The 24,301-nt window shown below is 59.0% G+C and carries 25 protein-coding genes; 13 read left to right on the forward strand and 12 right to left on the reverse strand.

What is annotated here, in order from left to right:
• Nucleotides 1-81 precede the first annotated feature (81 nt).
• A complete protein-coding gene (gene fghA, locus HF327_RS03705) occupies nt 82-945 on the forward strand; it encodes an S-formylglutathione hydrolase (RefSeq protein ID WP_169106934.1) in 864 nt (287 codons plus the stop codon).
• A gap of 22 nt (nt 946-967) precedes the next feature.
• On the opposite strand, the gene HF327_RS03710 is transcribed toward fghA, so the two are convergent.
• Nucleotides 968-1,891 carry a LysR substrate-binding domain-containing protein gene (locus HF327_RS03710; protein WP_169106935.1) on the reverse strand — a complete coding sequence of 308 codons (924 nt, stop codon included), beginning with the start codon at nt 1,889-1,891 and terminating at the stop codon, nt 968-970.
• A 100-nt stretch (nt 1,892-1,991) separates the two neighbouring features.
• On the opposite strand from HF327_RS03710, the gene HF327_RS03715 reads away from it, so the two are divergent.
• Both HF327_RS03715 and HF327_RS03720 read left to right on the forward strand, forming a co-directional pair.
• The gene (locus tag HF327_RS03715) at nt 1,992-2,969 is read left to right on the forward strand and encodes a Bug family tripartite tricarboxylate transporter substrate binding protein (RefSeq protein ID WP_169106936.1); all 978 of its coding nucleotides are present in this window, start codon (nt 1,992-1,994) and stop codon (nt 2,967-2,969) included.
• A complete protein-coding gene (locus tag HF327_RS03720; protein WP_169106937.1) occupies nt 2,966-4,165 on the forward strand; it encodes a M20 aminoacylase family protein in 1,200 nt (399 codons plus the stop codon). Before HF327_RS03715 ends, HF327_RS03720 begins: the two co-directional genes overlap by 4 nt.
• Before the next feature lie 77 nt (nt 4,166-4,242).
• On the opposite strand, the gene HF327_RS03725 is transcribed toward HF327_RS03720, so the two are convergent.
• Entirely contained in the window at nt 4,243-4,491 is a 249-nt protein-coding gene (locus tag HF327_RS03725; RefSeq protein ID WP_169106938.1) for a VF530 family protein, read from the reverse strand.
• Between the two features lie 256 nt (nt 4,492-4,747).
• Here HF327_RS03725 and HF327_RS03730 point away from each other — a divergent pair, with 256 nt between their 5' ends.
• Nucleotides 4,748-5,092: a cupin domain-containing protein gene (locus HF327_RS03730; RefSeq protein WP_169106939.1), complete on the forward strand. Its 345-nt coding sequence runs from the start codon at nt 4,748-4,750 to the stop codon at nt 5,090-5,092.
• A gap of 18 nt (nt 5,093-5,110) precedes the next feature.
• On the opposite strand, the gene HF327_RS03735 is transcribed toward HF327_RS03730, so the two are convergent.
• Both HF327_RS03735 and HF327_RS03740 read right to left on the reverse strand, forming a co-directional pair.
• Nucleotides 5,111-5,410 (reverse strand): putative quinol monooxygenase, encoded by a 300-nt coding sequence (locus HF327_RS03735; protein WP_169106940.1) that lies wholly within the window; start codon nt 5,408-5,410, stop codon nt 5,111-5,113.
• A 120-nt stretch (nt 5,411-5,530) separates the two neighbouring features.
• Nucleotides 5,531-7,450, reverse strand: a complete 1,920-nt coding sequence (locus tag HF327_RS03740) for an FAD-binding monooxygenase (RefSeq protein ID WP_169106941.1) — start codon at nt 7,448-7,450, stop codon at nt 5,531-5,533.
• 154 nt (nt 7,451-7,604) lie between these two features.
• Between HF327_RS03740 and HF327_RS03745 the strand changes: the two genes are divergently transcribed.
• Nucleotides 7,605-8,132 carry a MarR family winged helix-turn-helix transcriptional regulator gene (locus HF327_RS03745; protein WP_169106942.1) on the forward strand — a complete coding sequence of 176 codons (528 nt, stop codon included), beginning with the start codon at nt 7,605-7,607 and terminating at the stop codon, nt 8,130-8,132.
• Between the two features lie 198 nt (nt 8,133-8,330).
• On the opposite strand, the gene phnX is transcribed toward HF327_RS03745, so the two are convergent.
• The 5 genes from phnX to phnD form a co-directional block, all read right to left on the reverse strand.
• The gene (gene phnX / locus HF327_RS03750; RefSeq protein ID WP_169106943.1) at nt 8,331-9,206 is read right to left on the reverse strand and encodes a phosphonoacetaldehyde hydrolase; all 876 of its coding nucleotides are present in this window, start codon (nt 9,204-9,206) and stop codon (nt 8,331-8,333) included.
• A gap of 16 nt (nt 9,207-9,222) precedes the next feature.
• Entirely contained in the window at nt 9,223-10,314 is a 1,092-nt protein-coding gene (psrA, locus tag HF327_RS03755) for an iron-containing alcohol dehydrogenase PsrA (protein ID WP_169106944.1), read from the reverse strand.
• A gap of 120 nt (nt 10,315-10,434) precedes the next feature.
• Nucleotides 10,435-11,274 (reverse strand): phosphonate ABC transporter, permease protein PhnE, encoded by an 840-nt coding sequence (gene phnE / locus HF327_RS03760; protein ID WP_169106945.1) that lies wholly within the window; start codon nt 11,272-11,274, stop codon nt 10,435-10,437.
• Nucleotides 11,271-12,107 (reverse strand): phosphonate ABC transporter ATP-binding protein, encoded by an 837-nt coding sequence (phnC, locus tag HF327_RS03765; RefSeq protein ID WP_169106946.1) that lies wholly within the window; start codon nt 12,105-12,107, stop codon nt 11,271-11,273. The genes phnE and phnC overlap by 4 nt, the downstream gene beginning before the upstream one ends.
• On the reverse strand, nt 12,104-12,979 hold the full coding sequence (gene phnD / locus HF327_RS03770; RefSeq protein ID WP_169106947.1) for a phosphonate ABC transporter substrate-binding protein: 876 nt from the start codon (nt 12,977-12,979) through the stop codon (nt 12,104-12,106). The genes phnC and phnD overlap by 4 nt, the downstream gene beginning before the upstream one ends.
• A gap of 170 nt (nt 12,980-13,149) precedes the next feature.
• Between phnD and HF327_RS03775 the strand changes: the two genes are divergently transcribed.
• Nucleotides 13,150-14,055 (forward strand): LysR substrate-binding domain-containing protein, encoded by a 906-nt coding sequence (locus HF327_RS03775; protein ID WP_169106948.1) that lies wholly within the window; start codon nt 13,150-13,152, stop codon nt 14,053-14,055.
• 183 nt (nt 14,056-14,238) lie between these two features.
• Nucleotides 14,239-15,234, forward strand: a complete 996-nt coding sequence (locus HF327_RS03780; RefSeq protein ID WP_169106949.1) for a tripartite tricarboxylate transporter substrate binding protein — start codon at nt 14,239-14,241, stop codon at nt 15,232-15,234.
• An 88-nt stretch (nt 15,235-15,322) separates the two neighbouring features.
• Here HF327_RS03780 and HF327_RS03785 read toward each other — a convergent pair whose 3' ends face one another.
• Entirely contained in the window at nt 15,323-16,345 is a 1,023-nt protein-coding gene (locus HF327_RS03785; protein WP_169106950.1) for an AraC family transcriptional regulator, read from the reverse strand.
• A gap of 653 nt (nt 16,346-16,998) precedes the next feature.
• On the opposite strand from HF327_RS03785, the gene rnk reads away from it, so the two are divergent.
• Nucleotides 16,999-17,409, forward strand: a complete 411-nt coding sequence (gene rnk, locus HF327_RS03790; RefSeq protein WP_169106951.1) for a nucleoside diphosphate kinase regulator — start codon at nt 16,999-17,001, stop codon at nt 17,407-17,409.
• Between the two features lie 63 nt (nt 17,410-17,472).
• Here rnk and HF327_RS03795 read toward each other — a convergent pair whose 3' ends face one another.
• Nucleotides 17,473-18,651, reverse strand: a complete 1,179-nt coding sequence (locus HF327_RS03795; RefSeq protein WP_169106952.1) for an acyltransferase family protein — start codon at nt 18,649-18,651, stop codon at nt 17,473-17,475.
• Nucleotides 18,652-18,900: 249 nt separating this feature from the next.
• Between HF327_RS03795 and HF327_RS03800 the strand changes: the two genes are divergently transcribed.
• Complete coding sequence (locus tag HF327_RS03800) at nt 18,901-19,485, forward strand: GbsR/MarR family transcriptional regulator (protein WP_169106953.1); 585 nt, start codon at nt 18,901-18,903, stop codon at nt 19,483-19,485.
• A gap of 27 nt (nt 19,486-19,512) precedes the next feature.
• Here the strand turns inward: HF327_RS03800 and gntR are convergent, their stop codons facing one another.
• Entirely contained in the window at nt 19,513-20,586 is a 1,074-nt protein-coding gene (gene gntR / locus HF327_RS03805) for an HTH-type transcriptional regulator GntR (protein ID WP_169106954.1), read from the reverse strand.
• 166 nt (nt 20,587-20,752) lie between these two features.
• On the opposite strand from gntR, the gene HF327_RS03810 reads away from it, so the two are divergent.
• From HF327_RS03810 to HF327_RS03825, 4 genes are all read left to right on the forward strand, one after another.
• A complete protein-coding gene (locus HF327_RS03810) occupies nt 20,753-21,304 on the forward strand; it encodes a gluconokinase (RefSeq protein WP_236024029.1) in 552 nt (183 codons plus the stop codon).
• A 14-nt stretch (nt 21,305-21,318) separates the two neighbouring features.
• Nucleotides 21,319-21,825, forward strand: a complete 507-nt coding sequence (locus tag HF327_RS03815) for a TRAP transporter small permease (RefSeq protein ID WP_169106955.1) — start codon at nt 21,319-21,321, stop codon at nt 21,823-21,825.
• Nucleotides 21,826-21,835: 10 nt separating this feature from the next.
• The gene (locus HF327_RS03820; RefSeq protein WP_169106956.1) at nt 21,836-23,116 is read left to right on the forward strand and encodes a TRAP transporter large permease; all 1,281 of its coding nucleotides are present in this window, start codon (nt 21,836-21,838) and stop codon (nt 23,114-23,116) included.
• 110 nt (nt 23,117-23,226) lie between these two features.
• Nucleotides 23,227-24,234 (forward strand): TRAP transporter substrate-binding protein, encoded by a 1,008-nt coding sequence (locus HF327_RS03825; RefSeq protein ID WP_169106957.1) that lies wholly within the window; start codon nt 23,227-23,229, stop codon nt 24,232-24,234.
• Nucleotides 24,235-24,301: the final 67 nt, after the last annotated feature.

A 24,301-nucleotide genomic window follows, 5' to 3' on the forward strand; every position in this document is an offset into this window, starting at 1 on the left:
TCAAAGCAAGGGTTTCAGGCATCAAAAGGCTTGAAACCCTTTTTCAACATGCGCATGCAGCTTTCTATTCAGGAGCATCTGATGTCCTCTTCTTTCGAACTCAAAACCGCCCACGCCTGCTTTGGCGGCGCCCAGCGCTATTACGAGCATTTCTCCAGCGAGATTGGACTGAACATGAAGTTCTCCATCTATCTGCCGCCCAAGGCCGTGCTGGGCGAGAAGGTGCCCGCGCTGATTTATCTGGCTGGCCTGACCTGCACCGAAGAAACCTTCATGGCCAAGGCCGGTGCGCAGCGTCTGGCAGCAGAGCTGAACATCGCCCTGATCTGCCCCGACACCAGCCCACGCGGCGCGGGTCGGGCGGGGGAGGCGGACAGCTGGGACTTTGGTGTAGGTGCAGGTTTTTACCTCGACGCAACCACCACGCCCTGGGCGCTGCACTGGCGCATGGAAAGCTACATCCTCAACGACCTGCTGCCGCTCGTGGGCAGCAAACTGCCTGTGGACATGGCACGTCTGGGCATCTTCGGTCACAGCATGGGCGGCCACGGCGCGCTGACACTGGCGCTGCGCCACCCCGGCAAGTTCAAGTCGCTCTCGGCCTTTGCGCCCATTGCCAATCCTGTGAACTGCGCTTGGGGCCAAAAGGCATTCACCGGCTACCTCGGAGACGACAAGGCCGAATGGGCCAAGCATGACGCCAGCGAGTTGATGAGCACGCAGACCAGCGCCCCCTACCCCGGCGGCATTCTGATCGACCAGGGTCTGGCCGATAAATTCCTGATGGAAAAGCAGCTGCTGCCCGAAGCCTTTGAAGCCGCCTGTGCCAAGGCCGGTCAACCACTGACCCTGCGCCGCCAAGCCGGTTACGACCACGGCTACTACTTTATCCAGACCTTTATCGACGACCATCTGCGCCACCATGCACAGCAACTCACGGGCTAAATCTTCAAGCTAGCAGCGCGCCTTAAAGTGCAGCAGACAATCCGCCTTCAGGCTGATTGTCTGCATCGGCCTGCTCAACCAGCCACGCAGCAAACCTGTCTCGCGCTGCAAAGCGGGGGGCATCCTGGTTCCAACACAGGTAATAACCACGGCCGCAAGAAACGGTGGTGTCAAACGGCATCACCAGCTCGCCCGCCTGCAGCTCTTTTTGTACCAGACAGCGCGGCACCACGGCCACGCCCATTCCGGCCTTGGCAGCCACAATCAGATGCATGGTCAGATCAAAGCCCGGGCCCAGTTGCGGCTTATCGGCCACACCCGCCTGGGCCAACCACAGTGCCCAGTTGTCCGGGAAATTGGTGTGGTGCAGCAGGCTGGCCGTCAAAAAATCGCTGGGCTGATGAAATTGAGGGCTCAAGGCCGGTGCGCATACCGGAACCAGCTCACGCCCCAGCAAGTAGCGGGCTTGCACCTGCTCGGGCCAGCGGCGGTGGGGGCGTTTGACCTCTACCCACAGATCGACATCGTCGCGCGTGAAGTCTTCGTCATGCTTGAACTGCCTCAGCTCCACATGCACTTCGGGGTGGCGCTGATTGAACTCAGGCAGGCGCGGCATAAGCCATTGAATAGACAATGTGGGGATGACACTCAGGCGTACCAGCTGCGGCATGGCGGCTCGGCCCAGTGTCTCGGCCGCCAGTTCCAGCGCCAGCACATGGCGCTCGGTCAGCTTGCGCAGTTGCTCTCCGCGCGCCGTGAGCGAGACCCCTGCCGAGTTGCGCTCAAACAGGCGGCTGCCCTGCAAATGCTCTTCCAGCCGCTGCACGGCACGGCTGACCGCTGCCTGCGTGACGCACAGCTCGTCGGCCGCACGGCGAAAACTTCCGTGGCGGCAGACCGCCAGGAATGCGTGCAGTTCGACCAGTGAGGGGGAGCGAATTTTCATGATGGGAGCGATGACATTATGTCATCGCACATGACGAGAATGTCGTTTGCCGAGCGGCTGACGCCTACGTAATCTCGCGCCTTATCCATTGAGACATAACATGCAAATCAACCGTCGCGAATTCGTAAGCTTGGCCGCTGCTGCCGGCCTGTCCCCTCTCTCTCATGCAGAGGCACCCTATCCCAACAAGCCGATCACACTGGTCGTACCTTTCACGCCCGGTGGCTCGGTCGACAACTCGGGCCGTCTGATGGCCGACCGCCTGAGCCGTCTGCTGGGCGTTCCCGTCATCGTGGACAACAAGGGCGGCGCTGGCGGCTCACTGGGCTCGGCCTTGGTGGCCAAGGCCAAGCCCGACGGCTACACGCTGATCGTCACCTCGCAGAGCACGCATGTCGTCAACCCCGCCGTCACCCCCAAGCTGCCTTACGACGCAGTCAATGACTTTGCGCCCATCACACTGATCGACCGCCTTTCCAATGTACTGCTGGTCAACGCCAGCCTGCCCGTGCGTACCTTTGCCGATCTGGTCAAATATGCCCAGGCCAACCCTGGCAAGCTGAACTACGCCAGCGCAGGCACAGGCTCCGTCTCGCACCTGAGCATGGAGCTGCTCAAGACACAGGCCAAGATAAATCTCACCCATGTGCCCTATCGAGGTGCCGGCGTGGCCATTACGGACGTGATGTCGGGCCAAGTTCAGCTGGCCTGGAACAATCTGTCCACCAATCTGGCCAGCATCAAAAACGGCAAGCTGCGTGCTCTCGCCGTGGCCGCCCCTCAGCGCGTGGCCCAGTTGCCCGATGTGCCCACCTTTGCCGAGCTGAAGCTGCCCGACCTGAACCTCACCTCCTGGACCGGCATCGCCGCACCGGCCAAGACACCCCAGCCCATCATCGACCGCCTCTACCAGGCCATGCGCACGGTACTGCAGGACCCTTCAACCCACGCCACCTGGACCGAGAAGGGCATGATGGTGCCGGAAGAGCTCAAGCCACAGGCCTACCGTGCCGAGATCATCGAGCGCATCAAGTTCTACACGCGCATCGCCAAGGCCAATAACATCGTTCTCGAATGACAGCGACCGCTACGCAACAGATGAGCTTCGCCCGTATCGCCCAGTTCCTGCCCTATGAGCAGGAGCTGGTTTCCATTCGCCGCCATCTGCACCAGAACCCCGAGCTGGCTTTTGCCGAGCACGGCACCTCCGACTTCATCGCAGGCAAGCTCGCCGAATGGGGTTACGAGGTCACGCGCGGCATCGGCGGCACGGGCCTGGTCGGCACGCTGAGTCACGGCGATGGCAGCCGCCGCCTGGGCATTCGCGCCGATATGGATGCGCTGCCGATTCAGGAAGCCACGGGCGCCGAGCATGCCAGCCTCATCGCAGGCTGCATGCATGCCTGCGGCCACGACGGCCATATGACCATGCTGCTGGGCGCGGCCAAGTATCTGGCGCGCCACCGCAACTTCAGCGGCACCTTGCACCTGATCTTTCAGCCCGCCGAAGAGCGCGGCTTTGACAGCGGTGCCAAGGCCATGGTGGAAGAAGGCCTGTTCGAGCGCTTCCCCTGCGATGCCGTCTATGCCATGCACAACCACCCGGGCTTGCCGCAAGGCCAGTTCGCGATGCGTAGCGGCTCCTTCATGGCCGCTGGTGACCGCGTGTTCGTAAAGATTGTCGGCGTGGGCGGCCATGCCGCCCGCCCGCACCTGGCGGTGGACCCGCTGGTGGCAGCGGCTGCCATCGTCACCAGCCTGCAAACCGTGGTGGCACGCAATGTGGACCCGACCGAATCGGCGGTGGTCACCGTGGGCCGTCTGCGCTCGGGCGATGCGCTGAACGTCATTCCGGCCGATGCCGAGATTGGCATCAGCGTGCGTTCCCACTCACCTGCCGTACGCATTCTGCTCAAAGCACGTATTACCGAACTCATCACCTGCATTGCTCAGGGGCACGGTGCACGGGCGGAAATCAACTATGTGGAAGGCTACCCGGCACTGGCCAACAATGCGCAGGCCGTAGAGCTTGCGGCGCAGGTGGCCACGGACCTGGTGGGTGCCGAGGCGGTAGATACAGCCTTTCCCCAGCTCATGGGTAGCGAAGACTTTGCCTACATGCTGCAGCGCTGCCCCGGCGCACTGGTGCGTCTTGGCAACGGCCCCTCGGACGGCGGGCGCAGCCTGCACAACCCGAAATACGACTTCAACGACGCCAACCTGCCCTATGGCGCAGCGTTCTGGAGCCAGCTGGCCGAGCGCTTTCTGCGCTGAAAAAAGCGCTGGCCACGGTCCCGCATTTTTTTGTGCAGATCATGTGCCAGCGCTAAATTGCTCAATCCATCACACCATCAATAGCCGCGTTGCTCACGCTCATACGCACGCTGCGTTTTCACATATAGCTGCTCGACCTGCTCGCGCGCCCAGGGCGTTTTACGCAAGAACTTCAGGCTGGACGCAACACTGGGGTCTTGATTGAAGCAGCGTATTTGCACGCGGCGGCCCAGCTCGCTCCAGCCGTAGTAGTCCACCAGATCGGAGACGATGCGCTCCAGCGTCAAGCCATGCAGCGGGTTGTGCGGTTGTTCTTGGGAAGTCATGTGCGCATTGTCGAGGATTCGCCTGGATAAGGTCACACAAGGGGAAAGACCAAACAAGCACAAGCCGCCTCCCCAGTCTTCTGAGACAACAGGGAACTAGATTACGCCATGCCGATGGCATGGCCTTGCCCTTTCATATGCGCCGACGAGAGATCACACTTTTGAGCAGTGCACCGGCCTTGCCAGACAGCGCAACAAAAAACGCAGCAAAAGCGCGTTGTATCGAAGGCTCTGATTGAATGTGAAGGAGCGCAAGATGTCCCATGAACAGCAGGTACCCGAAACAAAGGGTGTGACAGTGAAGTTGCTTTCAACCGTCGACCTTGGCCCCGAGATCGACGGCATGGCAGGGCGCCAGCTCCGCATGCGCCTGGTGACCATAGCGCCAGGAGGCGTCTTTGGCCCGGTTCACAACCACAAGGACAGACCCGGCACGGTCTTTATCCTTGAAGGCACGATCACCGACCATCGAAATGGCGTAGCGACGAACTACGGACCTGGAGTGGGCTGGCCCGAGGACCGAAACACCACGCACTGGCTCGAAAACCGGGGCTCAAGCACCGCGGTGGAGATCTCGGTCGATATCGTCAGGCAAGGCTGAGCGGGGCCACCTATTGACTCAGGTTACGCGCGGCTGACCGACCTCATACACCCGCAAATCTCTGTCGCCAATCTCCAGAGCAGGCCACGCAGCACGCCAAGTCTGGATATGGGCCGATGCGAAATGCGCATCCAGCGCAGCCTGGTCGCTCCACAACTCTTTGACATGAATGAGTCCTGGCACAAATACATCTTCCGCATAGCCATACTCAAGGCATCCCACCTCTGCGCGGGATGCTTGTGCCATGGCCAGCATGGCCGGTCTGGCGCGTTCAAGATTTTCGGGCGGCAGTCGCACCGTCCCCACGATCAGCAACATGATTTACCTCTACAAAGCAAGCTGACTGGAAAAGACCCACTGCAAATATCGTAGCAAACAGCGCCATGAAAAAGGAGGGCTAGCCCTCCTTTCAGTCCCATCCACGGGGGATCCATTCCATCACGCAAGCATAAAGGCCTCAAAGTACGCGCTCAGCGCGGCGTGATCGCCCAAGGGCAGAACCTGGGCCACATACTGGTCAGGCCGCACGATGACCAGCGCGCCATGCTGACGGTCCACGCCGCGCATGTCATAGATGTCCTGACCTGCACTCTTTAAATCAGGGCTGAAGACTTTTTCATAGTCAAGCAGACCCAGCTGGCCCTTGCTTGGCAATAGCAGCGCGGGCAGCTTCTCCAGCGCCACATCGGTATAAGCCTGCGGGAAAATAGCGCGCACATCGAAGATGCTGTCCATGTCCTGCCCTGCTGGCGTGAAGCGGCACAGGGGCGATGCAGGATCGGTCTCCAGATAGCGGCACAGCGCCAACAGACCGGATTCAGGTTGATCCAGATCCGCCTGACCTGCAAACGCATACAGACGCCAGCGACCATCAGCCTTGCCGCAGTGACCCAGATGCACAGGCTTGGCATCCGACACGCGCACTACAGGCGCTGAGTGAAAACGCATCCCCACCGTAAAGCCGGTAGCCAGCGCTTGGTTCGCAGCCTCGCCCGTCAGCACCGAGGGTGCGTAATGCGTTCCCACGCCTGCGGTAAAGCGGCCATGCTGCTCAAAATATTTCTGGAACTCTTTGGGGTCCACGCCACCCTCGCCGCCTTCCTTGGCGCGGTCGCTGAACATCTGGGCCCACTCGCGGTCAAAGTCAATCAGTTGCTGGGCAACGACCTGACGCTCAGATGAGTAAGTGTGCAGCAGCTCAGGCACGCATTGCTTGCGCAGCACGGCGGCCAGCTTCCAGCCCAGATTGAAGGTGTCTTGCATGGAGAAGTTCATGCCCTGCCCAGCCTTAGGGCTGTGGGTGTGGCAGGCATCGCCAGCGATAAACACATGAGGCAGCGGCGAATTTTCGGTGGCGACGGCATCCGTCACATCGTCGTACTTGTCGCAGATGCGCTGGCCGATTTCATACACCGACCACCAGGGCACATTCTTCACATCCAGCTTGTAGGGGTGAATGACGCGCTGTGCGGTTTCAATCAACTGCTCCACCGTGATCTGACGATGGGCCACACGCTCGTCCACGCCCAGCTTGTCCATCTCGACATAAAAACGCACCAGATGGCCGCCTTCACGCGGAATGATGAGCACATTGCCGTGCTCGGACTGAATGGCAGCCTTGAAGCGAATGTCGGGGAAATCGGTAACCGCCAGAACGTCCATCACACCCCATGCGTGGTTGGCCGAATCGCCCACCAGCTGGCGTCCCATGGCTCGGCGCACATTGCTGCGCGCACCATCGCAGCCCACCACATAGCGGGCCTGCACGGTTTCGATCTGCCCGGCGTGCTGTGGATCAACGCGCTCCAGCGTCACGGTGACGGGGTAATCGGCAGCGCTGTGGTCCACCTTCACATCCACCACGCGGCGGGCGTAGTGAGGCTCCATCTTGCTGGGCGAATTGCGCATGCGCTCCAGATAGAAGTCATGAATACGTGCCTGATTCAGGATGACGTGCGGGTACTCCGACAGACCATCTTCCGTGTCCTGCACACGGCCGTGGCGGGCGATGTTGCCGGGTGTCTTGTCATCAGGCTTCCAGAATGTGACATCGTTGATCCAGCAGGCTTCCTTGATCACCTGGTCCGCAAAGTCAAAAGCCTCGAACATCTCCATGGTGCGGCAGGCAATACCGTCGGCCTGGCCCAACTGCATGGGACCTTCCTTCTGCTCGACGATGCAGGTATGAATGTCCGGGAATGCCGCCAGCTGCGCGGCCAGCGTCAGGCCTGCAGGACCACAACCCACGATGAGGACATCCACCTTGGCGGGTACGGTTTCGGTATGGGCATGTGCCAGTGGAGAGGCCTCAGCGACCAGCGGGCTGCCGGGACGAAAACCATTGAGATGAAATTGCATGAAGGCCTCTAGTGCGTCAGGTGAATCTTGTGCGGAAAGCGCTGGCGGACTGCTTTCCATTATCTTAGATATGCATGCATATAGTATGCATACACACCAGATGTATGCAGCGTATTATCTGTACATCAAAACGCAAACAAAATAAGGGTTAACCATGAATCAAGCAGACTCTCGGGAGACGGTTACCATCCGTGACAACAACCAACCCGTCTTCCCTCGACTGGAGGTTGAGACCTTTCCCGGCCATGGCATTCGCCGCTTGCAACAAGTGGCTGTGGCCATGTTTACGCAGGCCACCGATGCATGGGGCATCACGCCTCTGCAATTTGCTGTGCTGCAAAAACTGGTGCACCTGCCAGGCATTGATCAGCGCACGCTGAGTGTGGAAGTGGGCTTTGACAAAGCCACTATTGGCGGCGTCATCGACCGCCTGGAAGTACGCGGCCTTTTGCAGCGCCAGCAAACCGCCAAAGACCGCCGGGTGCGCCTGCTCTCGCTCACCGCTGATGGAGAAGCCCTGCTGACCAGCGCTGGCCCAGCCGTGCTGCAAGCCCAGCAGCGCATGCTGGACCCACTGAGCGACGAAGAACGGGAGACTTTTGCGCAGCTGATGCGCAAAGTGATTGAACACCATGAGCAGGGCGGGCCAGAGGCCAACACAGCGGCTCGTGATGTAGCCTGAGCACCATGCCCACCAGAGATCCAGCGCGAAGGCATTGACAGACTGTGCTACGCCGAAGGTCTAGGTAACGCCAGAAACCATTAACAATGGCGATAAAGGCGGCCTCCTGCAGGCGATCTCCGATCCACATTCTGCGCGCGCCAAAGGGCTGCCCACAGGCAGCCCTTTGGCATTTTCTCTTTTGTTTCTCGTCCCACATCAAACCGGTTTGCGCCCGGCTCGCATCTCCGCGGCAATGCTTTGCAGCACGTCAGGCAAATCGATCACGCTGCGCACCACGTAATGCGCCCCTGCTTTTTTAAGCTTGGCCTCGGCAGAAGCCACGCGGGCGTTGACCTCATCCTCTGGCGCATTGGCAAATTCCTGCAGGCTATAGCCCACTTCGTTGCCCGACAGGCTAAGCCCCACGGTCCACATGCCGGCATTCAGGCCTTCCGCAATTCCAGGAACGGTGTCGTCCACCTTCACACAGGCACGCACATCGCTGACGGCCAGAGCCAGCACATTGGACAGCGCCATATATGGGCCGGGGCGGCCACCAGCTTCCAGTTCATCGCCAGCCACCACATAGTCGGGCTGCACACCGGCTGCTGCGGCCTGCGGCAACAACTGGTTGAGAACTTCACGCGGATAGCCGGAGCAGGAGCCAATCTTCAGTCCCTGATCGCGCAGCCATTGCAGGGTCTGCACCGCGCCGTCGATAGGCGCAGAAAACTCGCCCACCTTGGCAATCTGCATGGGCATGAAGCGGGCGTAGATGGCATCCACATCCTCATTGCCCGGGCTGTGGCCAAAGCGGGTCTGCCACTGGGCGGCAATACTCTCGTCCTGCAGCAACTGGTAGATATGGTCCCATTTGGACAGCCCCATAGGCCCGCGCGCCTGCGCCAGCGTGATGGAGACACCGAAGCTGGCAAAGGCTTCCACAAAAATCTGTGTGGGCGCAAGCGAGCCAAAGTCCACCAGCGTGCCGGCCCAGTCAAAGATGACGGCTTGCAGCGGCGACAGGTCGCCAGTGGCGGTAGTGGAGGCCTTGGAAACGGCTTGCTCTTCGGTATGGGTGGTGGTGTTCATGATCAAACCTGGGCTTTCAAATTGAAATACTGCGAATAAAGTTACGACCGCGCGGGCCGCTGGCGGCCTTGGTCACCATGGTCTGCCAGTCAGCGGAGGCGATGCCGTAATGCGCGGGGTCCGTCGCCACACCCAGCTGCTGCAAAAACTGCTGCAGGCGCTGCACGGCAACGGCAGGTGCCATGGCATCAAAGATGGAGAGCAGCGCGGCGTCCGCCACGGCATCTGCGCCCAGCGCCATCTCCAGCACCAGTGGCAAGCTGAATGAGCAGGCAAGACCATGCGGCACGCCATGCTGCAGCGTGATGTCGTACGACAGCGAATGCGCCAGCGCCGTCTTGGTATTGGAAAAAGCCAGCCCGGCCAGCAGCGCGGCCTCAGCCATATCGCTGCGCAGTTGTGGGTTGTGCAAGTCCCGCATCAGCGCAGGCAATGTGGCCAGCGTGCGGCGGGCCGACTGCACGGCCAGCGCCATCGATATGGAGTTGCGGTTCACATTCCAGATGGACTCCAGTGCATGCGAGAGCGCATCCAGCCCAGAGGCCAGCGTCGCGCCCGCCGGCAGGCTGAGCATCAAGTCGGCATCAATCACCGCCGCCTCGGGCCAGGTGCAATGCTGGTGCAGCGAGTACTTCTGCCCCCCCGCCTGATCCCAGATCGTGGCCCAGGGCGTCACTTCGCTCCCCGTGCCTGCCGTGGTGGGAATGGCAATCAAATGCTTGTGTGGCGCTGGTGGCAATTGCGCTCCCTGCTTCAAAATCGAGAGCAAATCCGAGAATTGCCCGGAGTCTGTGGCGCACAGCAAGGCCTTGGCTGAGTCAATGACGCTGCCGCCGCCCAGTGCCACGATAACGGGCACCTCGGCATGATCGCGCTGCACCATCTCGTACAAAGGAGCCAGCCATTGCACATCGGGGTTGGGCGCAATGCTGTCGATCACGCCGCGCAGCTGACTGCACAGAAGGGCACGCACACGCTGCACCAGCCCCAGGCCATCGGCCTCGGGAAAAGTGACCAGCAGGCAGCTGCGGCCAGCCAGCAAGGCAGGCAGTTGGCTCAGGCTGTTGCGGCCCACATGGGTGTGCACGGGGTTGTGATAGGTCCACACGAGAAGTACCTTTTGCGTTTTTTTGAGCGAAATCTACCCCTCACGCTTGTGTATCAAGCGCAAGCAGCTCATGTTTTGGGAGTGCTTAAGACAGCCGTGCGCAGTTGCACTGCCGCTGAATCAGTGGCGCGTGCCCTGCTGAATGCGGCTGCGCAGCCAGTTGGAGACCATGTCGGCGGCAATCACCATTACCGTGATGACGATGATGCAGGTCGCCGTTTCTTGATAGCGAAAGAGCTTGAGGCTGCTGACCAGCTCAAAACCCAGACCACCCGCGCCCACCATGCCCAGCACGGTGGCTGAACGCAGATTGACTTCGAAGCGGTAGAGCACCACGGCAATCCACGCGGTGATCACCTGCGGCACCACGCCAAAGGCAATGATCTGCAACTGCGTGGCACCGGCACTGCGCAGGGCTTGCAGCGGGCCTTCGTCGATTTCCTCGATCGCCTCGGCGAAGAACTTGGCCAGCATGCCCATGCCGTGCAGGGCCAGCGCCAGCACACCGGGGAAAGGTCCAAGGCCCACAGCCGAGACAAAGACCAGCGCCAGAATCAGCTCGTTGATGCTGCGCACCACGTTGAGAAACTGCCGCGTGATGCGACGCAGCCAGTGCCAGCTGTGCAAATTGCTGGCCGCGATAAAGGACAGAGGCAGCGCCAGAATCACGCTCAGCAACGTACCCCAGACGGCAATCTGAATCGTCTCCAGCGCCGGTGCCCACAGGCGCGGCAACATACTCCAGTCCGGTGGCACAGAGCGCGAGAAAAAGTCGCCAATCTGCGGCATGCCGCCCGCCAGCTCGCCCCAGCTCATCTGTGCGCCCTCTGCGCTCCAGTGCAGAACCCAGACAATCGCCAGAGCCAGCCCTGCATACCCCAGCCAGCCGCTGATACCTGCGGGGCGTGCCGCCGTCCATTGCCAGCGATCCGGCGTGTTTTTCAAGCTGGGACTGTTCATTGCAAACCTCTTGCAGTGGCTACGGCAGACATGGGCTTGGGCAACCATGCGCCTGGCGCGGTCAGCACCATGCCCGGCTCTGCTTGTGCCTGCGGCGGGTGCGGCATATCGGTGCTGTAGATAGCGTTGAGCGCATCTTCATTGAGTAGCTCAGGCGCTCCATCAAACACCATGCGCCCTTGCGACAGACCGACGATGCGATCGCCAAACTCCTTGGCGTAATCAACCTGATGCAGATTGCAGACCACGGCAATGCCCAGCTCACGCGTGGCCTCGCGCAGATACTGCAGCACGCTGCGGGCGGTCTTGGGGTCCAGACTGGCGACGGGCTCGTCCGCCAGAATCACCTGCGGCTGCTGGGCCAGGGCCCGTGCTATGCCAACGCGCTGCATCTGCCCGCCCGACAGCGCTTCGGTGCGCTCATCAGCCTTGTGGGCCAGGCCCACGCGCTGCAGGCATGCATCGGCCAGCGCGATATCGCTTTGCCTGAACAGCTGCAGCACCGATGCCAGCGTGCCCACCTGCCCCAGTCGCCCGGTCAGCACGTTCTTGCGCACCGACAGGCGCTGTACCAGGTTGTGGTGCTGAAACACCATGGCCACATGGCGGGCCAGTTCGCGGCGCGAATGCTTTTGCATCAGGTCAATGCCCCCCACCTGCAGCTGGCCGCTGTCAGGCTGGTTCAGGCCATTCATGCAGCGCAGCAAGGTGGACTTGCCTGCGCCGGACAAGCCCAGCATCACCACAAACTCACCCGCCTTCACATCCATGTCGATACCGTGCAGCACGTGGTTGCTGCCATAGCTCTTGCGCAGATTGCGGATGGTGATCATTTCATCTTCCCCAGGTCCAGATTCAGGGCCTTGGCGGTGTTGCGCACCACGTCGTAGGCCTGATCGTTGGTCGGAGCAAAGCCGTTCAGCTCGCCGCGGTCCCCCCAGGGCAGGCCCTTGATCTCGGCCAGCGCGGCGGCTACTTTTTTCTTCGTGGCTTCGTCGAGGTTCTTGCGCCAGGCCATGGGAGATTCAGGGATGGGCTGCGAGCGCCAGATGATCTGGAAGTCCTCAGCCTTCACATGCCCTTTGGCAACGGCGGTCTGAAAGATGGGGTCGGCCACAGCTGCTGCATCCACCTTGCCATTGGCCACGGCCATGATGCTGGCGTCATGCGAACCCGAAAAGATCACGCGTGAGAAGTATTTGTCGGTGTCAACCCCATCACCCTTGAGTCCAGCCTTGGGGAACAAATGACCCGATGCCGAGCTGGGATCGACAAACGCAAAGGTCTTGCCCTGCAGCGCAGCCACACTGGTCAGACCCTTGTCTTTCTTGCTGATGATCAGACTCTGGTACGAGCTTTTGCCCGACTTCTTGGCCACAGGAATGGCAAAGGCCTCGGCCTGCGCCAGCTGGCTGGCCAGCACATAGGAGAACGGGCCGAAATATGCCACATCGATCTTGCCCGAGCGCATGGCTTCGATCACGCCGTTGTAGTCATTCGCCACAAAGGGCTTGACCTTCATGCCCGTCTTCGCAGCCAGTTGCTCCATCACCTGCTGACTGGCACGCATCATGGCCTGCGCATCTTCAGAGGGGATCAGGCCCACGCGCAGCTCGGTGAGCTGCTGCGCTATGACGCCGGTGGTGGCTGCCAGGGTCAGGCTGGCGACTGCGGCTTTCAGCCAGGTTTTGCGGGTCATCGTCATGAGGTTCATCCTTTGCATGTGCGTCTGTAGAGTGCAGCTCTCGCTGGAGCCATCGCACCGTCATTGCAGTGCGTTGATGCAAATGTTAGGGACGACATATGACTGTCATGTGAAGGTTTCAAAATCAGTTTTGACAGCTTCTATAGATTCAACCTTGAGATGACATTTGCATGAGCACCGCCCGCTATCGCGCCTTTATCTCCGTCGCACAGCAAGGCAGCCTGAGCGCTGCAGCCCGCAGCCTGGGAGTGAGCCAGCCCACGGTCTCCAGCCAGATCGCCACACTGGAGCGGCAAAGCCAGATCGAGCTATTTCACCGTCAGGGCTATCGCATGACGCTCACCAGCGCTGGTCACAAACTGATGGCGCTGGCGCAGAAGCTGCTGGCGCTGGAGTCAGAAACCGAGTTCTTTCTGCGTGACTCGGGCCAGCTCAATCAGGGCGAACTCAAGATCGGGGCCGTGGGACCCTTTCATGTGATTGAAATGGTGGCCAGCTACCGCGCGCGCCACCCACAGCTACAGCTGTCTATCCGCATGGGCAACTCTCAGCAAGTACTGCAGGATCTGGAGAACTACACCACCGACGTGTCTGTACTGGCCGGTTTCTACGACAGGCCCGAGCTACTGGCCCTCGAATATGCGCGCCACGCCATCATCTTGTTTGCCCATGTCGATCACCCGCTGGCGCGGCGCGAGCAGATTGAAATTCATGAGCTGCGAGGCCAGCCCCTGCTGCTGCGTGAGCAGGGCTCCACCACACGCTCTGCACTGGAAAAAGTTCTGCAAGAAGCGGGGATTGAGCCTCGCACTTCTCTAGAGATCGGCAGCCGTGAAGCCATTCGTGAAGCCGTGGCGCGTGGTCTGGGCGTGGGTACCGTGTCCGAAGCCGAGTTCATTGCCGACCCGCGCTTCAAACCCGTGCGCATTGCGGGCGATCCAGCCAGAACCACCACCTATGTGTATTGCATGAAAGAGCGCAGCGAAAGCCTGCTGGTACGCTCTTTTCTGAATGCCATAGAACGCCCGAAAAGCCCCCAGACAACAGACCAGTGCGTCTTTGCTCCAAAACCCTGACCCGTCTGAAGCCGTCAAATGCTGGCGTCATTCGTCAAGCTGTATCTGAGGGCTCCATCTGAGAATTTTTGACATCGTGTGACGTGGCTTGCATCGCTGCGACACCGGCGCACCCGGAACCATTCCTCAAGCATTTGGGTGTACGGTTTTTTGGGAAACAGACCAGAAAAAACGGAGACAACGATGAGCAAGACAATTCAATGGCAAGCAGTCGCGCTGGGGGCCTGCCTGAGTGTGATGGGCGTTGCCACAAGCGTTTCAGCCCATGCACAAACGCCAGCATGGCCCAGCAAACCCATTCGAATGATCGTGGGCGGGCCAGCAGGCGGCAATGCCGACTCTCTCGCTCGCCTGCTGGCAGACGGCATGCAAAAGCAGTTGGGAAAGCCCGTCATTGTGGAATCCAAACCCGGCGCTGCCGGTGTGCTGGCCGTGACGGACTTGCTCAATAACGGCAAAGATGCGCACACGTTTTTGTTGATCCAGGGCGGCATCGTCAGTGAAACGCCGCTGGCCTACAAGGTCAGCTATCAGCCCTTCAAAGACCTGAAGCCGCTGGCCCAGCTCAGCCGTAACGGCTTGGTGCTCATCGCCAACAAAGACTTCCCTGCCAGCAATCTGCAGCAGCTCAGCGTCTATGGAAAAAAGCAGTCCGAAGGTCTGGACTTTGCCTCCTATGCTGCGGGCATGCGCGGTCATACCTCCGGCATGCTGATGGGGCAGTTGATGGGCGTCAAGATGAAGCACCTGGGCTACAAGGGCTCGCCGCCTGCTCTGACCGATCTCATGGGGGGTCATATCCCGTTGATGATGGATGGACTCACCACCTCCCTGCCCCTGATAAAGGCTGGCAAAGTCAAGGCTCTGGCCGTGAACTACCCCAACCGTATGGAGCAATTGCCCGACGTCCCAACCTTCAAGGAGCTGGGCTACCCACAGTTATCAGAAGTGAGCTGGTTTGGCGTCTGGTCTCGCCCTGATACGCCTGCCGACGTGCAGGCCAAGGTCCGTGAAATTGCACTGCAGTACTTCAAGCAGCCTCAGGTAGCCGCTAAGGTCAGGGACATGGGAATGGAATCTGGCACCGATGCAACGTCTGAAGCCCTGATGAGCGAGCTGCAAAAGGCTTATCAGCGCCAGCAGGCACTGCTCAAGTCGATTGACTATCAGCCCCAGTAATAGCAAGCGCCTCTAAAAAAATAAGGCCGGAGTCATTCAGACTCCGGCCTTATCCATTCTGGATCACCCGGCGATCAGGTCCGCTCCATCAGTTCACGGCCACGCTCGCAAAATTCAATGTGCGCCAGTGGCTGGGGCTTTGCTGAAACTCTGTATTGAACCAGCGCGTAAAAGAGCTGTTCTCGGCAAAGCCCGTCTGCAGAGCGACATCGCTGATGGACAGGCGCGGGTTCTTCAGCGCCCGGGTCGCAGTCTGCATACGCACGGCATTGAGCGCCAGCTGAAAACTGGTGCCCGAGCTCTCCAGATTGCGCTGCAGCGAGCGCGTGCTGAGTCCAATGGTGCTGGCCACCTGGGCGATGCTGTAGCGACCATGGGGCAACAAGGCCTGAATGGCCAGCTTGACCTGCTGCTCAATATCTGGGCGGGCACGCACAGGCGCCATGGTGTCCAGAAAATGGCGCGCATACTGCTCCATGCTTTCGTCATAAGCGGGGTGAATCTGGTCCAAGTCTGCGCATGAAAGCACCAGTCCGTCGAAATCAGAATCAAACACCATGTCCGAGCCAAAAATACGCCGGTGCTGCACCGTGCTGACCGGTGCCTCATGTGTGAAATGCGTGCTCATCGGGCACCAGTTGCGGCCCAGCTGATGGCGACACAAGGCCTGCAGCACCGCCACGCCCAGCTCTACCGGGTGACGTCCAGGCTGCTCCCGGCCCGTCGTCAAGTTCAGCTGAATGATGGCAATTTTTTTCTGCCGCACCACATTGACGCTGATGGTGCTGCTGAGCAGGTGCGAGTACTCAGAGATGGTGGCAATCGCCTGCCCCAGACTGGCCTGGTGCTGAAGGGCAAGACTTAAAAAACCAAAATCCGAAAGTTTCCACAGCGCCCCCATTAACAGGCCTATCGATGCATTATCAGCAGCGCTGGATGTCGTTTGAAGCAAATGGGCAAAATTGGTTTCAGGCACCCGAATTTCAGAAGCCTGCAGCCAGCTGAATTCAAGACCTACCTGCCGGAACATTCGTAATTGATCGATTCCCAGATCAGTGGCGACCTGAGAATATTTCTTGAGACTGATATTACGAACACTGCGCTGATTCATGACTTACTCACTTCTGAATCAATATAAAAAGCCATTGGCTTACCTTGGAGCATTTTCCCCAACCTTCTTGATCAGCATCAACCGGGCATCTACCGAGAGCAAGCCTTCCCTTACAAATAAAATGACACCAAAAGCCAAAAACTGTCGCCATCGGACAAAAATCATTCGACTATTAATTACCAAAATGAAATTATTAAAAAATAAATTATCTATCTAAAAATTAAATCATCAAGAATCACTTAATCCAAGTCAGCAATAAATTAATATTTGATTTCTAAAAATAATTTTCAATAAAACAGAATTCTGTACGCACGAATATTAATTTTTTTAAAAATGAATGAAAGAGATAACTCTTGAGAAATTCCAATCAATACTGTGTCAACCAAGAGTTTAAAATCTGCTTCAAAACAGGCTTAAGCCCTTTACTGACAGGCGTAACACGCTACTTAAAGAAGAGCAAATATTGACCGTAATTCGCACTGACCCAGTGCGAGATGACTTGGCACTTCGCTATCCTTCGCTCACAATGCAAGGAATGCACCAACTTGGTGCCTATCTGCACGCCTTGGCCCGGACAACACCGTTGCCCGGGCTTTTGTCCGTTTGCGCAACGCCAAAGCGCCAATTACTGCATCTCGCAAGGGAGTCACACCATGGAGCGCAAGCCCAACATCACTTTGTCGTCTTTGGATCTGGAGCGCATCGAAACGCTGCTGGAAAAGAACAGCAGCCAGTTCCCTGGCCGCGACGCGCTGGAAGCCGAGCTGGACCGCGCGGATGTGCTCGACCCAGAAGATATGCCGCCCAACGTGGTGACCATGAATTCGACGGTGCGTTTCACCATGCTCGAAATCAACAAGGCCAACACGCTGACACTGGTCTACCCCAAGGACATGGATGGCAGCGCCGACAAGGTCTCCATCTTTGCGCCCGTGGGCATTGCCTTGCTGGGCCTTTCTGTCGGCGATGAGTTGAAGATGCCTAGCCCCACGGGTCATCAGGTCACGGTGCGCGTCGATGCCATCGAGTTCCAGCCAGAAAGCTCGGGCGAGTTGCACCGCTAATCCAACCTGCATTCACGAAAAAGCAGCCTCGTCGGGCTGCTTTTTTAATGGGTGCCAACCGATTTAGCGCAGACCGGCCAGCAAGGTCGTCAGCAAACCGGCACCAATCAGACCCGCCTGCCAGCGCAATGCCTGGTTCCACGAAGAGACATGGCATTCGACCAGCTGGTACAGCGCATAGCCCGCCGTCAGCGACAGCACAAAGGCAAACGGAATACCCACCACGGCCGCTGTGACCGAGCCATGCCAGAAGTGGTTGACCACCGCGTTAACCAACAGGCAGATGGAGAAGTGGATGAGAAACACCGAATACGAAATCTCACCCAGTCGACGCAGCGGCGCAAAGCCCTTCCAGCGCGCAATGCCCTCGGTACGCATGCACACAATCAGCAGCATGGCCGTCACGCCAGCCAGAAAGATGCGGTCGCGCCATTCATAGACCAGCGCACCAATGACCAGTGCGGCAATCAGCATGCCCCAGCTCCACGCCGTGATGCGCTTTTCTGCTGCCACGGCCCAGAAGGCCATCATGCCTATGCCATAGGCACCCATGAAGTAAATGGCCCAGACATCAAGCTCAGTGTCCAGATTGAAGCTCAGCAGCGAGGCCGCCGCGCCCAGCACGACCAGCGCCTGCGCGCCAGTGATTGCCCACGGCCACCAGCGTGCAACGGCCGCATCGCCCCAGCGCACAGCAATCCGTTGCTGCAGCCAGCGGACCCCGGCCAGCAACAAGACAGTCCCCGCAAACAGCTGAAAGTCGATGGAGACATACCAGACCCCGGCAGACAGCGACTCTTCACCCACAATGCCTTGCAGCAGCAGCGCATGGGCCATGAGCTGCCAAAGGTCAGGATCGGCAGAGACGGAGTCGTGATCAAACCAGGGACGAATGGCCGCTGAAATCACAATCGTCACCACCAGCGCCACTGCATAGGGAACGAGCAGGCGCACAAAGCGCTTGCCGATCTTGGCCCAGGGTGAATCAAAGCGTAACAACCCTTGGGGTGCAAGGCTGGCAGCGGCCAGAAAGCCGCCAATCACCAGAAATATCTGCACCGCCATACGGGCGTACTCATACAGCCAGTCCAGCAGATCTGGCATGACGGGGTGGGCCACATCGGACATCGGGCCGTAAAAGGCGAGGTGATGCCAGACGATAGCGGCGCAGGCCAGCCCCTTGGTGCAATCGAGCAACGCGCTACGGGAATGAGAAGAAATAGAAGTTGAACTTTGGGACATCTGATCACGGCCACCTGCAGCTAGCAAATCACAGGCAACAAAGTGCGCTTTTGATCCAAGACCCGAAAGGTCAGAAAGCCGACGTAAAAACAGGTGGCGATTTTGCGCTGATTCCCAACAATTTGCTGACGCGTTGCAAGTGTTACGCAACAAAGCATGCAAGGAATCACAAAATTAAATCACTGAAAGTGCTGGAGTTGCGCTCTGGCTTGATCCTCTGCCCTCCTGAGAAGCCCCTGCAAAGGCACAATGGAGGCCATGACTCAAGCCAAACCACTGCCGGAACTGAGCCGGCAATTTGTTTCGCATTTTGGTGAAATGGGCAGCCGCTGGGGCATTAATCGCACCGTGGGGCAGATCTACGCCCTGCTGTTTATCTCGTCCGAGCCGCTGAATGCCGACCAGATCGCCGAGACGCTGGAATTTTCCCGCTCCAACGTGAGCATGGGACTCAAGGAACTGCAAGCCTGGCGGCTGGTTCAGTTGCGTCACCAACCCGGCGACCGCCGCGAATACTTTCAGGCACCCGAGGATGTCTGGGAAATCTTCAAACGTCTGGCTGAAGAGCGCCGCCGCCGCGAGATTGAACCCACACAGTCCATGCTGCGCGCCGCCATGATGGAAGAAGCCAGTTCTGATGAAGAGCGCTATGCCCAGCAGCGCATGCGCGACATGCACGAGCTCATCGACAAGCTAATGAGCTGGTTTGACGATGTGCAGCGCCTCTCGCCAGAAACCGCCATGCAACTCATGGGCATGGGCTCTGCCGTGACCCGCTTGCTGGATCTGAAAGACAAGATTACGGGACGCGGCAAGTCAGCACCAGAAGCCTGAGCAAGGCACCGCTCAAGCCTCTTTTTATTAGGTGCTAGATCTGGGCACCAAGGTGAAGCCCAGATCCATGCAAGTCTGCTTGACCGTCTCGCCATCCAATAGTTGCAGCAGCATGGTGGCCGCTTTCTCTCCCACCTCGCTTCGGGGCGTATGAATAGTGGTCAGCGGTGGCACCATCTGGTCGCTACCCGGTAAATCGTTGAAGCCCGCTATAGCAACCTGCTGCGGCACCCGCACACCGAGGCGACTGGCAGCCAGCAAGGCGCCCTGCGCGATGTCGTCATTGCAAAAAAAGATAGCATCCACCGCATGCTGGCTCTTCATCAGAGCCTCAAACTGCCTTGCACCCAGTGCCATCGATGAGCGTTCGGGGTCCAGGAACTCCAGCGCCGGATCATATAAATTGGCCTGCTTAAGCGCCTGACGGAACCCCTCCAGCCGCTGCATGACCCGTGCATCGAGCTGGGCGGCGCAAAAGGCGATGCGGCGGTAGCCTTTGTCCAGCAGATGCTGCGTGATCTCGGCCCCCGCCTGAGTCTGCGAAAAGCCCACACTATAGGTATCCTGGCTTCGCTCTGCCTGGTGCAGCTCCATCAGGTGCACACGCGGCACCGGATTGGCGGCCAAGAGCTTTCGAGACGCCTCACTGTGGTCAAACCCTGTCAACAGCAAACCTGCCGGGCGCATGGGCAAATAGGCTCGCAGCAGCTGCTCTTCTTCCTGAGAGTCGTAGTGCGTCACACCAATCAGCATGTGATAGCCACGCGCAAACAGCACCTTGTGCGCGGCCTCCAGCACATCCACAAACAGCGTGTTTGACAACATGGGCACCAGCACCAGCACCTGCGTGCTTTTTTGCGATGCCAGCGCACGCGCAGCAAGGTCAGGCACATAGCCCAGAGAGGCCGCCACCTCACGCACCCTATCCACCAGCGCTGGTGCGACTCTGCGCTCCCCCCGCAGGGCGCGCGAGACCGTCATTGAACTGACACCCGCTGCCTCTGCCACATCGCTGAGCGTGACCCTTCCGCTGGCACGTGAGCGACGTGAATTCGCTGGTTCAGAACTGCAATCCGCGTGAGGTTTTGAGGCGCGAGGCAAGGGAATCTCCTAATCAAATTTGGATTCAGCAAAGCTATGATAGCGCTAACCAAACTATTTGGATCCCCTATCTGCAGCCGAAGCAGTTCTGAAGTCTACGAGTTCTGCGTAGTTCAGAGTTTCTCGCGGCGCATTTTTTTGACCAGTAAGGATAGCGCTATCCAAAATGAATAACAACAAGCTAGACACCCCTCAACCCATGGTTGCACTGGTCATCATGGGTGTTTCCGGCTGCGGCAAATCCAGTGCCGGGCAAGCCATTGCGCAGCAACTGGGCTGGGAACTGGTGGAAGGCGACAGCTACCACTCGCAGCAGAGCGTAGACAAGATGGCGGCCGGCATTGCACTGAATGATGAAGACCGCCAAGGCTGGCTGGAACGTCTTGCCCAGCGACTCACCCAAGCCAGCGCCAGCCATAGCCTGGTGCTCACCTGCTCTGCCCTCAAGCACAAATACCGTGAGCAATTGCGCAGCGCCCAGCGTCTGGGATTTGTGTTTCTGGAGCTGAATTACGAAACCGCTCTGACCCGCGTGCAGACCCGGCCCGGACATTTCTTCTCGCCTGAACTCGTCGCCAATCAGTTCGCCACTCTGGAAGACCCGCGCCTTGAGCACGATGTGCTGACCATCAGTGCCACCACGGAGCTGGGCGAGATCGCCGGCCAGGTGCAGCAGTGGCTGAGCAGCACAACACCTGCATCGCCAATACCCAAATAACAGGAAGCCCAACGATGTCAACAAACAACCCAACAGAGCAAGAGCGCAAGCCACTGCTCAAACGGCTGGCCGAAGGGCTGATGGTGCTGGCTTTGGCCGGCATGGTGATTGCCGTTTTCATCAATGTGGTGCTGCGCTACGTCTTTCACACCAGCATCGTGTCGTACGAGGAAATCTCGCGCCTGCTGTTCGTCTGGCTGGTCGCTATTGGATCCATCGTGGCCGCGTTTGAAGGCGCACATCTGGGCTTCGACATGGTCACATCCCGAGTCGGACCTGCTGCCCGCAAGGCGCTGTTCTGGATTTCACAGTTGCTGATTATCGCCTGCATGCTGCTGCTGCTGTGGGGCTCATGGGAGCAGGTGGTGGCAGGCTGGAGCAGCTACAGCACGGTTCTGGGCTACCCACTGGCGCTGGGCGCTGCGGCAACGCTGGTGCTGGCCATTGGCATGCTGGTCGTGGTGGTGCGCGACATGATTCGCGGCACCCCCACCGAATCTTCTGAAACCAGCGTGGAGTAAGGAGAGCGCCATGGTTGTAACCCTGATTTTTCTGGCCGTTCTGATTGGCGGCATGGTCATTGGCATGCCGATCGCGCATTCGCTGATCCTCACCGGCGTGGCCCTGATGTGGCACCTGGACTTCTTCGACACGCAGTTGCTGGCGCAAAATCTGCAAGCGGGTTTTGACAACTTCCCACTGCTGGCCGTGCCCTTCTTCATTCTGGCGGGCGAGCTGATGAATGCGGGCGGTCTGTCGCGCCGCATCATCGACCTCGCCCGCGCCTTTGTGGGCCATATCCCAGGCGGCCTCGGCTATGTGGCCATTGGCGCTGCCGTGCTGCTGGCGTCCATGAGTGGCTCGGCCATTGCCGACACTGCAGCACTGGCCACCATCTTGCTGCCCATGATGCGCGACCAAAAGTACCCCGACAGTTACAGCGCAGGCCTGCTGGCTTCGGGCGGCATTATCGCCCCCATCATTCCGCCGTCCATGCCTTTTGTGATTTATGGCGTGACGACCAATACTTCCATCAGCAAGCTGTTTCTGGCAGGCGTGTTCCCCGGCCTGTTCATGGGTGCGTTCCTCATCGCCGCATGGTGGTTTATTGCCCGCAAATTCAAGCTGGCATCGGGTGAACGCGTGGGCTGGGGCCTGCGCATGAAGGCAATAGTCAAGAGCTTCTGGGCCATGATGATGCCGGTCATCATTCTGGGTGGACTGAAGGGCGGAGTCTTCACCCCCACCGAAGCGGCCGTGGTTGCCGCTGTCTATGCACTGTTTGTCTCCATGGTGGTTTATCGCGAGATGAACTGGACCAAGCTCTACGCCGTCTTTCTGGCAGCCGCCAAGACCACCGCCGTCGTTATGTTCCTGTGCGGTGCCGCGACTGTAACGGCCTACATGATCACCCTGGCCGACCTGCCCAATATGCTGGCCGACAGCTTTGCGGGCCTGCTGGACCAGCCCATGCTGTTCATGGCCGTGATGATGATTTTCCTGCTGGTAGTGGGTACCGCTATGGACCTGACACCCACCATCCTGATCTTCGGCCCCGTCTGCGCACCACTGGCCGTCAAGGCGGGTATCGACCCCGTCTACTTCGGCTTCATGTTCATTTATGTGGGCTGTATTGGCCTGATTACGCCACCCGTGGGCACGGTGCAGAACGTGGTGGCTGGCGTGGGTAAATTGCGCATGGAAACCGTCATCAAAGGCACCAATCCTTTCCTGATGGTTTATGTGGTGCTGGCTGCGTTGTTTGTGATCTTCCCGCAACTGGTGACAACGCCGCTCAAGTGGCTGCACTAAGTCCATCAAGCACTCTTGTTTTCATAGCTGGATGCGTAATAGCCTCAAGCGTATCCAGCCCATTTCACTTCAACAAAAGGGCTCTGCCCCATTTAAGCAAGGAGACGGTCATGCGTATCAAATTTGCAGTCACAGCCCTCACAGCCATGTTGCTGGCAACGGGAGCCGTTCAGGCTCAGGACTTCAAACCCCGCCTGGTGCGCTTTGGCTACGGTCTGGTGGAAGACTCCAACCAGGGCCGCGCCGTGCGCATGTTTGCCAAGGAAGTAGAAAAAGCCACGGGTGGCAAGATGAAAGTGCGCGCCATCGGCAACGCGGCCTTGGGTTCTGACACCCAGATGCAGCAAGCCCTGATTGGCGGTGCCCAGGAAATGATGGTGGGGTCTACCGCGACGCTGGTCGGCCTGAGCCCTGAAATGGCCATCTGGGACACCCCCTTCCTGTTTGCCAACACCAAGGAAGCAGATGCCGTGCTGGACGGCCCCGTGGGCGATAAGGTCAAGGCCAGCCTGGAGCCCAAGGGCATGGTCGGTCTGTCTTACTGGGAAAACGGTTTCCGCAACCTGACCAATAACAAGCGCCCCATCACCAAGCTGGAAGACCTGCAGGACGTGAAGCTGCGCGTGATGCAGAACAACGTCTTCCTCGATAGCTTTAAGACGCTGGGCGCCAACGCTGTGCCACTGCCCTTCTCCGAGCTGTTTACCGCGCTGGAGACCAAGGCCGTGGACGGGCAGGAAAACCCGTTCAACACCGTGATTTCCAGCAAGTTCTATGAGGTGCAGAAGTACCTGACGGTCTCCAACCACGTCTACAGCCCCTGGATCGTCACCGTCAGCAAGAAGTGGTGGGACACGCTGAGCCCAGCCGAAAAGAAAGTACTGCAAGACGCTGCCATCAAGAGCCGCGACTTCGAACGCAAGGACACACGTGAAGAGGCCACCAAGGCACTGGCTGAAATCAAGGCCAAGGGCATGCAGGTCAATGAGCTTCCCGCTGCAGAAGCGGGCCGCATGCGCGAAAAGCTGAACACGGTGAACGCAGGCATTGCCAAGACCGTGGGTCAAAGCACCTGGGATTCCGTGCAAGCGGCCGTCAAGCAAGCGCGGGCCAAGTAAGCCTGCTCCCGCAGTCGCCACGGCCCCGAACGGCTCCTCCCGTAAGGCGCTCCGTGGCGGCTATCCC

Origin of the sequence: Comamonas suwonensis (genome assembly GCF_012844455.2) — a bacterium.
GTDB classification, from domain to species: Bacteria; Pseudomonadota; Gammaproteobacteria; order Burkholderiales; family Burkholderiaceae_C; genus Comamonas; species Comamonas suwonensis.

Bases quoted from the DNA above. Each gene is read 5' to 3' on its own strand.
- fghA (WP_169106934.1), top strand. From the start codon at position 82: ATGTCCTCTTCTTTCGAACTCAAAACCGCCCACGCCTGCTTTGGCGGC.
- HF327_RS03710 (WP_169106935.1), bottom strand. From the start codon at position 1,891: ATGAAAATTCGCTCCCCCTCACTGGTCGAACTGCACGCATTCCTGGCG.
- HF327_RS03715 (WP_169106936.1), top strand. From the start codon at position 1,992: ATGCAAATCAACCGTCGCGAATTCGTAAGCTTGGCCGCTGCTGCCGGC.
- HF327_RS03720 (WP_169106937.1), top strand. From the start codon at position 2,966: ATGACAGCGACCGCTACGCAACAGATGAGCTTCGCCCGTATCGCCCAG.
- HF327_RS03725 (WP_169106938.1), bottom strand. From the start codon at position 4,491: ATGACTTCCCAAGAACAACCGCACAACCCGCTGCATGGCTTGACGCTG.
- HF327_RS03730 (WP_169106939.1), top strand. From the start codon at position 4,748: ATGTCCCATGAACAGCAGGTACCCGAAACAAAGGGTGTGACAGTGAAG.
- HF327_RS03735 (WP_169106940.1), bottom strand. From the start codon at position 5,410: ATGTTGCTGATCGTGGGGACGGTGCGACTGCCGCCCGAAAATCTTGAA.
- HF327_RS03740 (WP_169106941.1), bottom strand. From the start codon at position 7,450: ATGCAATTTCATCTCAATGGTTTTCGTCCCGGCAGCCCGCTGGTCGCT.
- HF327_RS03745 (WP_169106942.1), top strand. From the start codon at position 7,605: ATGAATCAAGCAGACTCTCGGGAGACGGTTACCATCCGTGACAACAAC.
- phnX (WP_169106943.1), bottom strand. From the start codon at position 9,206: ATGAACACCACCACCCATACCGAAGAGCAAGCCGTTTCCAAGGCCTCC.
- phnE (WP_169106945.1), bottom strand. From the start codon at position 11,274: ATGAACAGTCCCAGCTTGAAAAACACGCCGGATCGCTGGCAATGGACG.
- phnC (WP_169106946.1), bottom strand. From the start codon at position 12,107: ATGATCACCATCCGCAATCTGCGCAAGAGCTATGGCAGCAACCACGTG.
- phnD (WP_169106947.1), bottom strand. From the start codon at position 12,979: ATGACGATGACCCGCAAAACCTGGCTGAAAGCCGCAGTCGCCAGCCTG.
- HF327_RS03775 (WP_169106948.1), top strand. From the start codon at position 13,150: ATGAGCACCGCCCGCTATCGCGCCTTTATCTCCGTCGCACAGCAAGGC.
- HF327_RS03780 (WP_169106949.1), top strand. From the start codon at position 14,239: ATGAGCAAGACAATTCAATGGCAAGCAGTCGCGCTGGGGGCCTGCCTG.
- HF327_RS03785 (WP_169106950.1), bottom strand. From the start codon at position 16,345: ATGAATCAGCGCAGTGTTCGTAATATCAGTCTCAAGAAATATTCTCAG.
- rnk (WP_169106951.1), top strand. From the start codon at position 16,999: ATGGAGCGCAAGCCCAACATCACTTTGTCGTCTTTGGATCTGGAGCGC.
- HF327_RS03795 (WP_169106952.1), bottom strand. From the start codon at position 18,651: ATGTCCCAAAGTTCAACTTCTATTTCTTCTCATTCCCGTAGCGCGTTG.
- HF327_RS03800 (WP_169106953.1), top strand. From the start codon at position 18,901: ATGGAGGCCATGACTCAAGCCAAACCACTGCCGGAACTGAGCCGGCAA.
- HF327_RS03810 (WP_236024029.1), top strand. From the start codon at position 20,753: ATGAATAACAACAAGCTAGACACCCCTCAACCCATGGTTGCACTGGTC.
- HF327_RS03815 (WP_169106955.1), top strand. From the start codon at position 21,319: ATGTCAACAAACAACCCAACAGAGCAAGAGCGCAAGCCACTGCTCAAA.
- HF327_RS03820 (WP_169106956.1), top strand. From the start codon at position 21,836: ATGGTTGTAACCCTGATTTTTCTGGCCGTTCTGATTGGCGGCATGGTC.
- HF327_RS03825 (WP_169106957.1), top strand. From the start codon at position 23,227: ATGCGTATCAAATTTGCAGTCACAGCCCTCACAGCCATGTTGCTGGCA.